Below are 9,084 nucleotides of genomic sequence, written 5' to 3'. Positions count from 1 at the left end.
CGGGGCGAAGCGCGACACGCCTCTCAGCTGCCCGGCATCGACCGGATCGACTACGTGGACAATCTCCGAGGCCGGGATGCGCACGGTCTCGCCGGCCAGCCCCGGATCGGTCACATCGCCCGGATGGCGGCGCAGGAAGTGGTAGGCCACGCGGTGGCCGATGGCATCGAACTCGATCCCCTGGCGGATCGCCCCGCCGCCGGGCAAGGGCTCGTTTCGGGTGAGCGGCAGCATCTCCGAGGGGATCATCTGCAATTGCAGCGGCGCCGGCAGCCCGTCCTCGGGGCGGCGCGGGCGGAAGCGGAAGAACACCTCGCCCGCGATGAACACCTCGCGTGCGGCACGCCGCTGCAGCCCGTAGAAGTCGGTGAAGCCCTCGGCATCCGCCTCGTCGGTCCAGTCGAGCCAGAGCCTTTGCACCCGTGCCTTCAGATCGGCATCGGCGATGAGCGAGGAGGGCTTGATCCCGGCGCCCACGACGTTGCCGGCCCAGCTTTCCACGGCATTCACCGCATAGCCGTTGTTGCGCGAGAGCCAGCGCGCGCGGGCGGTGATGTCGGCCCCGGCGGCCGCGATCAGCGTGTTGAGATGGGCGCGCGAGGGCTGGAAGTGCCTCAGCCGCCGACCGCCCTGGCCGGCATCGAAGCCGCCGACGAGGGCGCCGATCCGCCGGCGCAGCTGGCCTAGCGCGCGCCGCATTCAGAGCCCCTTGCTGGCGGTGGCCCGCACGATGCGCCGCCGCCTGCCAGCGCTGGCATCGGCGATGCGCCGTTCGATATCGGCCAAGGCCGCGGCCATCTCGGCGTCCGAGGCATAGGTGATGCGCCGTCCCTCCACCTCGACGGTGCGCACGCCGCGATAGCGCGCCTCGAGAAGCGCCTCGCGCCGGGCGATCAGGTCATCGACAAGCATGGCTCACCCCATGTAGCTCGAGCGGAAGACGCGCCGCGCGCGCCGCCCCGGTTTGCGATGGATCCGGCCCGCGGGCGCCTGCCCCTCGGACCGCTCCGGTTCCGTGCCCCTGACGCCCACCTGTTCCTCCAGGTCGGCCCAAGTCGCCTCGCCCCACCGATCGGCGCCGGCGATCCAGGCGGCAGCGCGGGCGTAGACGCGGGCATCGAGCGCCTCGTTGCGTTCCCGCAGCTTCTGCCATTCGAGCCTCGCGAAGCCGCGGCGGTTGCGCACCGTCACCAGCTGCTCGGCGACCAGCTGCTTGAGCCACTCGCTGTCGACCCAGCCGGGCAGATGCACCGTGCCGGGCGGGAACGCAGCACCTTCCTCCAGTTCTTCCACCGTCGGGCGCGCCAGCCGCAGGAAGCGATAGGTCTCGGCCTTGAAGGTCGACACCGCCACGGTCCAGAGCCGCGCGCCCCGGCGCAGGCGCTTGCCCGAGACGGTCGCGTCGACATAGGTCGGCCCCGAGACGGGGCTCGCCCGGTTGAAGCCCTCGACGCCCTTCACCGGCGCCACCTGCGCGAAGCCGACCGAGCGCGCCCAACCATAGACCGCTGCCGTCTCGTAGCCCGTGTCGATGGCGAGCCGCGCGAGGCCGAGTTCGGCGCCACCCACATGCCGCCAGCTGCGGCCGAGCAGCTCCGTCAGCGCGTCCCAGCATTCCGGGTTCGCCGGGCCGCCCTCGATGACGACATGATCGACGAGCCAGCTCTCCAGCCCACGGCCCCAGGCCCAGACATCGACCTCGATCCGGTCCTTCTGCACATCCGCGCCGGCGGTGAGGAACAGGCCCCGCTCCGGCACCGTGCCCGCCGGCCAGTCCTCGCGCCGCTCGGCGATCCGCTGCCAGTCGGGCGCGTCGCCGGTCTCGATCCATGTCTCGCCGAGCACCGTGTTGCGGAACACCCGCTCGGCCTCGTCCGATCCCGCCGCCGTCTCCTTGTCCCGCGCGATGTCGGCCCAGCTCTTCCACCCCGGCGGCGAGTAGAGCGCCGAGAGATGGAAGCCCACCGTCCGCGCATCGCGGGGCTCGGCGGTCGGGCGCCATTCGCCGAGTGAGAGCATCGCCGGCTTGTGATGCTCCTCGATCGGCTCCTCGCAGGCATTGCAAGTGTACGCCGCCGTCTCCGGTCTGCCCTTCTCCCAGCGCAGCCGCTCGAACCTGAGCCACTGCATCGCGCCGCAATGCGGGCATGGCACGAAGAACCGCCGCTGGTCGCTCGCCTCGTATTCCCGCTCGATGCGGCTGACGCCGCGGATGGTCGGCGTCGAAACAAGGAAGACCTTGCGCCGGTGCGCGAAGGTCAGCGACCGCGCCTCGGCAAGACTCACCGGGTCGCCTTCCTCGTCGGCCGAGGCGGGATAGGCGTCGACCTCGTCGAGGAAGACGTAGCGCGCCGGCATCGAGCGCAGGCCCACCGCCGAGTTGGCGCCGGTCATCACCAGCACGCCGCCGGGGAAATCCTTCGACAGCTGCGTGTTGCCGCTGTCCCGCGCGCGCGCCGGGCGGACGCGTTCCTTCAGCGCCGGGCTCTCCTCGATCAGCGGGTCGATCCGCTGGCGCGAGTTGCGCTTTGCCAACTCCACCGTCGGCTGGACGGCGAGCATCGGCCCCGGCGCGTGGTGGATCACGAAGCCGATCCAGTTGTTGCCGGCCTCCGTCGCGCCGACCTGCGCGGCTTTCTGGAACACGACCCGCTGCGCGGGATGGCCGGGCGAGAGCGCATCCATGATCGCCCGCATGTAGGGCGTGCGCTCGGTCCGGTAGCGCCCCGGTTCCGCACTCGCCCGCGAGCTCAGCCAGCGATGCCTGTCGGCCCATTCCGAGACCGTGAGCCAGGGATCGGGCGTGAGGCCGCGGCCCCAGGCCCGCAGCAGCGCCTCCGCACCGTCAAAGGTGGTGATGGTCTCGCCTACCGCTTCGCTGCTTGAGGCGATCTCGTCAGAGGCCGATCCTTGGCTGGGAGAGTTCCTCGAGATGGGCGCGGACATGGGCCTCCAGAACCTTCTGCATGGCCGCCGTTTCCGTTCCCAACTCCGCCGCCATCAGCGCGGCCACCCGCGCCGGCCAGTTGACCCAGGCATCGCGTTCCTCGCGCGCGAGCCGGAACACGAGCGTCTCGGCGCGCACGCGGTCGACGAGTTCGCCCTTGAGCTTTTGCAGCCGGATGCGCCTTTCCTGCGCCTTCAGCACCTCATGCGCCGTCTTCGCCTGCAGGAAGGTCGTGCCGCCGCCGGTCGCGGGGGCGGCAAGCCCCTGTTCCCGCAACGTGTCTCCGACCGCCGACACCGCCGCCTCGGGCACGGGCTTGAGCTTCTGCGCCTTCCTGGTCTTCGATGGGTCGGTCGCCTCTGCCCTGAGCCTGTCGGACGCCGCGGCGTCGATGCTGCCATCCTCGTGCAGGACGAGCCTGCCGGCGGCCTTCGCCTTCTGGATCGCGCCGCGCGACAGCCCGACGCGGGCGGCGTATTGGCGCTCGCTCATGCCCTGCATGACGGGCTCCGATTATCATTCAAGTTCATGTGCTTATCGAGTTGATAAGCCTCCACGACAGAGCGAACGTCGATCCCACAAGGACGATGCAACTCACCCGGAGCCAGCCATGACCCGCCTGAACCCCGAGACCACATCCCGCCACCAGCTTCGCGCCGAAAAGGCCCGGAAGAACCAAGAGGCCGCGCTTGCCGCCTTCATCGGCAAGAAGGCCGAGATCGACGAGATGCTCGCCCGCCTGCAGGCGCTCAGCGACGACCATTTCAACGTCAGCCCCGACGACGTGAACTGGGGCCATGTCGGCACGCTCGGTCACATCGCCGAGCGTCTCGCCGAGATCACCGCATTCGCTTTCGGCGAGGACGCGCCCGACGCGTGACTGGCGCCCCCGCCGGAACTCCTGCCGCGCCGACGCGCGGCTTGGGGTCGTGGGAGGGCCGCGATGCTCGCGGCCCCGACGAAGGAGACGACCCCATGACACAGATCCAGCTTTCCGATGCCCAAGCCGTCATCCTTTCCACCGCATGCGCGCGCGAGGACGGAGCGGTGTTTCCCGTGACCGCCAGCCTCAAGGGCGGCGCTGTCGGCAATGTCTGCAAGAGCCTGCTGAAGCGCGGGCTGATCGAGGAGGTCCCGGCGACCGATCTCGAGACCGTCTGGCGGCACGACGAGGAGCGCGGCCCGATCACGCTGCGCGCCACCCCGCTCGCCTACAACACACTCGGGATCACCGACGCGCCGGAAGAGACGCCGCCGGCGGACGCGCCGCCCGCCCCGGTCCAGCGCCGCAAGGGCACCAAGCAGGAAATCCTGATCGAGATGCTCCGCGCCGAGAGCGGCGCGACCATCGACGAGATCGTGGCCGCCACAGGATGGAAGCCGCATACGGTTCGCGGTGCCATGTCGGGCGTGCTCAGGAAGAAGCTGGGCCTGACGATCATCTCCGAGAAGGTTGAAGGGCGCGGACGGGTCTATCGCATCGCCAGCGATTGACATCCGGCCCGCCAGAATCCTGTAGCCGCCGCCCCGAGCGGGCGGCGGTGCTTATTGGTCGCCGCGCAATCGGCTCGCCTCGAAGAGCCGTCGCAAGAGATACCCGCGCACCAGCGAGACGCCGACGAAAGCGAGGCCGATGGTCATGTGCTCGGCGAGCCCCGTCTCGATCCCGAACCACGGGAACACGACGATCTGGGTGGCGACGGCCAGAACGTAGCCGACGACCACGTTCGTTGCCGCCTCGACCAGCGACATGGCCCGACTCTGATTCATTCGGCCGCATCCTCATCCCTCGAGGCCGGGGTCTCGTCCAGCCGCTCGGCCCTAACCTCCGCAAATGTCCGTCCATCGCCATCGAGGATCGCGTCGCGGCCGGTCTCGGCCTGCCAGCGCTCGACGGCGACATCGACATAGGCCGGGCTGATCTCCATTGCGAAGACACGGCGACCGCTGGCCTCGCCCGCCATGATCTGCGAACCGGACCCCGAGAACGGCTCGTAGCAGAGCCCGCCGCGAGCGACGTGCTGGCGCATCGGGATGCCGAAGGCATCGAGCGGTTTCGGCGTCGGGTGGTCCGGGCGCTCGTCCTTCGCAAAGGACGGCATTTCCCAGGTCGACGGCAGCGTTTCCTCCGCCACCTTCGGCGGGCGGTTCGGGCGGCGCCAGCCCATGAAACAAGGCTCGTGCTTCCAGAGGTAGTGCGACCGGGTGAGGACCCCGCGGTCCTTTACCCAGATGATCTGCTGGTGGACAAAGGCGCCTGCCTTCTCCCAGCAGGCCTCAAGCATGGCCTGGCGGCGCGAGGCGTGCCAGCAATACCAGGCCGCGTCCTCGGTGATCGCTTCGGCAACAGCCGCGGCGATGAAGCCGTCGTAAAGCTCCGCGCCCTGGCTGCTGTCGTCCCAGGTCGTGCCGTAAGAGGCGGACCAGTCCTTATTGCGGGTCGGATGGTTGGACCCGTCGTAGTCGACGAGATACGGCGGATCGGTCGCGAACAGCACGGCGCGCTCGCCGTTCATCAGACGGCGCACGTCGTCGTGGTTCGTGCTGTCGCCGCAGAGCAGCCGGTGGTCGCCGAGGATCCACAGATCGCCCGTCCGCGACACCGGGTTGCGCGGTGGTTCGGGGATGGTCACCGGAGGCACGGAGCCCCCGGCGCCAGCCTCTTGACCGTCCCCCTCCGGCACGAAGGCCAGCAGCTTGTCGAGTTCTCCGTCGGAAAACCCCACCAGCGACAGGTCGTAGTCCTCGGCGAGCAGGTCCTGCAGTTCGGCCGACAGCAGCGCCTCGTCCCAGCTGCCGAGTTCGGTCAGCTTGTTGTCCGCGATGCGGTAGGCCCGCCGCTGCGCCTCGGTCAGATGCCCGAGCACGATCACCGGCGCCTCGGTCAGCCCCAGTTGTGTCGCGGCCAGCACCCGGCCGTGGCCCGCGATCAGTTCGCCGTCCTCGCCGACGAGGCAGGGCACGGTCCAGCCGAATTCGGCCATGCTGGCGGCGATCTTCGCGACCTGGTCGGCTCCGTGCACCTTCGCGTTCTTCGCGTAGGGCTGGAGCTTGGCCAGCGGCCAGGTCTCGATCCGCTCGGGGGCGAAGCTCAGCGTCATGGGCGGTGTTCCGTGAATGGTGGTGGATTCCGGCGCGGCGGAGTCCACCGGCTTGCGTGCTGGACTCCGGCATCCACGGGGTATCCACCCCGCGAGTCCGGTCATGTGTTTGAAATTACGAAGGTTTCAGGGCGCCGGGGGTGGATCCGGCTTCCGGGTGGCTTCCCAAAAATCCGGCCCTGTCGCTGGCCATATTGCGCGCCAAGCCCGCCAGCATACGATTTCGGCCCGAAAGGAACCGTTGTCTCAAAGGGTTAGCAGACAAGGTGCCGCCGCAGCCAGTCCGCGAGAGCGGGCCCGTCCATCTCGCCCGCTGCAAGCGCCATCGTGGCGGCGTATTTCTCCTCGGGCGACGCCGCCAGATCAGCGCCGTTCAGCCGCAGGAAAAGCCGCATCACCACAAGCGCCGTGCGCTTGTTGCCATCCACGAAAGGATGATTGCGGGCGATGCCGAACCCGTAGGCCGCGGCAAGCTCGGCCAGATCCGGCGCCGAGTCGGCATAGGCCAGCCTGTCCTTCGGCCGCTGCAACGCCGAGGCGAGCGCCCCGCGGTCCCTGATGCCCGGCCGCCCGCCGTGTTCGGCAAGCTGCCGGTTGTGGATGGCCTCGACCACGTCGAAGCGCACCCATGCAATCCGATCGCTCATTCAGCGAGCTTCTTCAGCACGTCGCGATCCTCGCGCATGATCTCTTCGGCGAGATCCATCTGTGCCGCGAACTCCGGGTCGTAGGGCGTCAGCTCGATCCCGTTCGGCGTTTCCACAGCATAGAGACGGTCGCCCTTGCCGACGCGAAGCTTCGCCAGGAGCTCCTTCGGCAAGACGACCCCCACGGAATTTCCGATGCTGATGAGCTTCAGGCTGGACATGGCGGCGTCTCCTTGAATACCCACGTTATAATATGCGTTATAACTCTGCCCTTCAAGGCGTCCCCGCGCGCGCCTCTCCCGAGGATACCCATTTTCTACCCCGGGAGAGGCGTTTTCGTCCCGTCGAAATGTGTCCGCCGCACATCTTTCCCGCTCTTGCGCTCCATCACGCGCCGCGGGCCAGCTCGATCACCTTCCGCTTCGACAGGTTGGGGTTGAACCGCCGCCGGTTGAGCCTCAGCGCGATCACGCAAAGCCCGTAGAGCCAGTGCTGGTGGGCGGCCGAGCGCTGCAGCCCGACCGTCCAGCAGATGGTTTTCCACCGCTCCCCGTATGCGCGCATCCAGATGATCTTGCCGTCTACGGGATCGAGGCCCACCGTCCAGGAGAGCGTCTCTTCCATCCGGCTGATCGCCTGCGGCGAGGGCAGCACGCGCATGGGCCTTGGCTTCTGGCCCACCTTGTCGCCGAAGGAGTGGATGATCTCGGGCCAGGTGCTGAAATAGCCGCGCCGTCGCGGCTCGGGCAGGCGCTTGAGCACGAAGGCCGCCTCGGCCAGGCGGGCCTCGACGAGAGACGGGGTCCACTTATCCATGGCACCCTCCATCGTCGGCAGCACGCGGTCCGTAGAGCCGTTCGCCCAACTGGCGAACGAGCTCCCGTTCAGGCCAGCTCAACCGGTCATCATCCACTGACACCGCCAGCACTCCCTGCTCCTGCCAACCCTCGCGCTTCACCTGCTCGGGGTCGCGACGACGGCCACCGTAGCCCTTGGGATGCCACCTCATGCGACACCTCCATTCGTCTCGATCGCCCAAACGAGGATCGCGATGGCATCGGCCTCGTTATCGTCGGCGGGGCTGAAGCCCCGGGCACGCGCAGACGCGATCATTGCCTCCTTCGGCGCGTTGCCCTTGCCGGTGGCGTGCCGCTTGATCGTGCCGACGGGAACGCCCTCGTAAGGCACGCCGCGCAGTTCCGCCCATGCGGTCAGCGTGGCCATGAGGCCGCCATAGACGTGCGCCGCGTCCGTACCGGCATGGCGGCGCACCTCCTCGAACCAAATGGCGGCGATTGGGCCGGACAAGCGGTCGATCTCGGTGAGCCAGTTGGTGAAGCGCAGGTAGCGCATGCCGCCGCCATCATAGCGGCCTGGCCTGAAGCTCGCGGTCCCGCTGGTGATCAGCCCTTCGGCCGAGCGCAGCGCCCAGCCGGTGCTGGTGCCGAGATCCAGCGCGAGAATGCAGCGGTCGAGAGCGCCGGCGGCCATGGAAGGCGCCGGAGCGATGTGTGGGGAGCGGTCCATGACGACCTCCTCTTCGAGTGATCGGCCAAGGCCCACGCCTGCCTGGATCGAAGGCAGCACGCGCGCCCGGACCGGGATCGCGAGATCGGGTCAGGGTCATGGTTGGGGGCGTGGTGAGCGCCCAAGGCTTTCTTCAACGGCTTCAGTCCCTCCACTTGAAGGAAGTGGGGCTGTAAGCCATTGAGAGAAAGGCATTTAATATCTTCTTTCAATATTTCAGTTTCTTCAATGGGTATGTGTGGCATACCCCTCCTCTCCCACGCGCGAGGGTCTTTGCGTGAAATATTGAAAGAAGTCCCTCGCGCCGGATTTTTCGCGTCACGACAGGGGCTTGGGCGGGAACTTCCTTCAAGTGAAGGATGGGGGCCGTTGAAGGAAGCATCGCGGCGGCCCTCACCGCAGCGCCCGGAAGCGCATCGCCTTCCGCCCCCCGGTCTCCTGCTCGACCGTGACGATGTCGCCGCTCTCCACCAGCGTGAGCAGGATGTCGTCGCGGTCGCGCGCCCGGAGCCATTGCGAGGCGCGGGTCAGCTCGGACTTGGTCATCCCCGCCGCCCCGGCCTTGCGGATGATCTCGCGCAGGCGCTTCAGATGCGCCTCGGTCTCGGTGTCGGCGACATGGCGCTCGACCGCGTCGATGGTGCGCCGGGCGAAGTGGCGCACGAACTCGATCGCCCAGACGGCGTCTTCCATCCGAATGACGGGCTGGACCGCATCCCGCCCCACGGCGAGGACGAGCGCAATCTTGGCCGCGTTCTCCGCGATCCGGGCAAGGATCGGGGTCTGGAACGTGCCGGCGGCCGCCCTGAGCTCGGCAGTGATCTCGTCGCCGAGCGCATCGAACCGCGCCCGTGCGCCCTCG

General features: G+C 68.4%; 13 protein-coding genes. 2 read left to right on the top strand and 11 right to left on the bottom strand.

Annotated elements, in window-relative coordinates; genetic code table 11:
- The 4 genes from BMW67_RS14970 to BMW67_RS14955 form a co-directional block, all read right to left on the bottom strand.
- Window positions 1-699: phage portal protein (locus BMW67_RS14970; RefSeq protein ID WP_125827078.1), on the bottom strand; the 699-nt coding region annotated here is incomplete at its 3' end.
- Entirely contained in the window at window positions 700-912 is a 213-nt protein-coding gene (locus BMW67_RS14965) for a phage head-tail joining protein (protein ID WP_072748509.1), read from the bottom strand. It abuts the gene before it with no gap.
- 3 nt (window positions 913-915) lie between these two features.
- Window positions 916-2,946, bottom strand: a complete 2,031-nt coding sequence (locus BMW67_RS14960) for a phage terminase large subunit family protein (RefSeq protein ID WP_083581650.1) — start codon at window positions 2,944-2,946, stop codon at window positions 916-918.
- On the bottom strand, window positions 2,897-3,448 hold the full coding sequence (locus BMW67_RS14955; RefSeq protein WP_072748510.1) for a hypothetical protein: 552 nt from the start codon (window positions 3,446-3,448) through the stop codon (window positions 2,897-2,899). Before BMW67_RS14955 ends, BMW67_RS14960 begins: the two co-directional genes overlap by 50 nt.
- A 109-nt stretch (window positions 3,449-3,557) precedes the next feature.
- Between BMW67_RS14955 and BMW67_RS14950 the strand changes: the two genes are divergently transcribed.
- Together BMW67_RS14950 and BMW67_RS14945 are read left to right on the top strand one after the other, a co-directional pair.
- On the top strand, window positions 3,558-3,827 hold the full coding sequence (locus tag BMW67_RS14950) for a hypothetical protein (RefSeq protein WP_072748511.1): 270 nt from the start codon (window positions 3,558-3,560) through the stop codon (window positions 3,825-3,827).
- A gap of 95 nt (window positions 3,828-3,922) precedes the next feature.
- Window positions 3,923-4,441, top strand: a complete 519-nt coding sequence (locus BMW67_RS14945; RefSeq protein WP_072748512.1) for a DUF3489 domain-containing protein — start codon at window positions 3,923-3,925, stop codon at window positions 4,439-4,441.
- 51 nt (window positions 4,442-4,492) lie between these two features.
- Here the strand turns inward: BMW67_RS14945 and BMW67_RS14940 are convergent, their stop codons facing one another.
- From BMW67_RS14940 to BMW67_RS15795, 7 genes are all read right to left on the bottom strand, one after another.
- On the bottom strand, window positions 4,493-4,717 hold the full coding sequence (locus BMW67_RS14940; RefSeq protein WP_072748513.1) for a DUF7220 family protein: 225 nt from the start codon (window positions 4,715-4,717) through the stop codon (window positions 4,493-4,495).
- On the bottom strand, window positions 4,714-6,048 hold the full coding sequence (locus BMW67_RS14935) for a site-specific DNA-methyltransferase (protein WP_072748514.1): 1,335 nt from the start codon (window positions 6,046-6,048) through the stop codon (window positions 4,714-4,716). Before BMW67_RS14935 ends, BMW67_RS14940 begins: the two co-directional genes overlap by 4 nt.
- A 254-nt stretch (window positions 6,049-6,302) precedes the next feature.
- Window positions 6,303-6,695 carry a type II toxin-antitoxin system death-on-curing family toxin gene (locus tag BMW67_RS14930; protein ID WP_072748515.1) on the bottom strand — a complete coding sequence of 131 codons (393 nt, stop codon included), beginning with the start codon at window positions 6,693-6,695 and terminating at the stop codon, window positions 6,303-6,305.
- Window positions 6,692-6,916: an AbrB/MazE/SpoVT family DNA-binding domain-containing protein gene (locus BMW67_RS14925; protein ID WP_072748516.1), complete on the bottom strand. Its 225-nt coding sequence runs from the start codon at window positions 6,914-6,916 to the stop codon at window positions 6,692-6,694. Before BMW67_RS14925 ends, BMW67_RS14930 begins: the two co-directional genes overlap by 4 nt.
- A 166-nt stretch (window positions 6,917-7,082) precedes the next feature.
- Window positions 7,083-7,511 carry a DUF6362 family protein gene (locus tag BMW67_RS14920; protein WP_072748517.1) on the bottom strand — a complete coding sequence of 143 codons (429 nt, stop codon included), beginning with the start codon at window positions 7,509-7,511 and terminating at the stop codon, window positions 7,083-7,085.
- A 189-nt stretch (window positions 7,512-7,700) separates the two neighbouring features.
- Entirely contained in the window at window positions 7,701-8,222 is a 522-nt protein-coding gene (locus BMW67_RS14910) for a crossover junction endodeoxyribonuclease RuvC (RefSeq protein ID WP_083581652.1), read from the bottom strand.
- Window positions 8,223-8,615: 393 nt separating this feature from the next.
- Window positions 8,616-9,084, bottom strand: a 469-nt coding sequence (locus tag BMW67_RS15795; RefSeq protein ID WP_177174525.1) for a hypothetical protein, incomplete at its 5' end; no start/stop codon positions are given.

Source organism: Oceanicella actignis (assembly GCF_900111545.1).
Taxonomy (GTDB): domain Bacteria; phylum Pseudomonadota; class Alphaproteobacteria; order Rhodobacterales; family Rhodobacteraceae; genus Oceanicella; species Oceanicella actignis.
The sequence above is the reverse complement of the archived record's forward strand: the minus strand, read 5'-3'. Positions and strand labels throughout refer to the sequence as shown.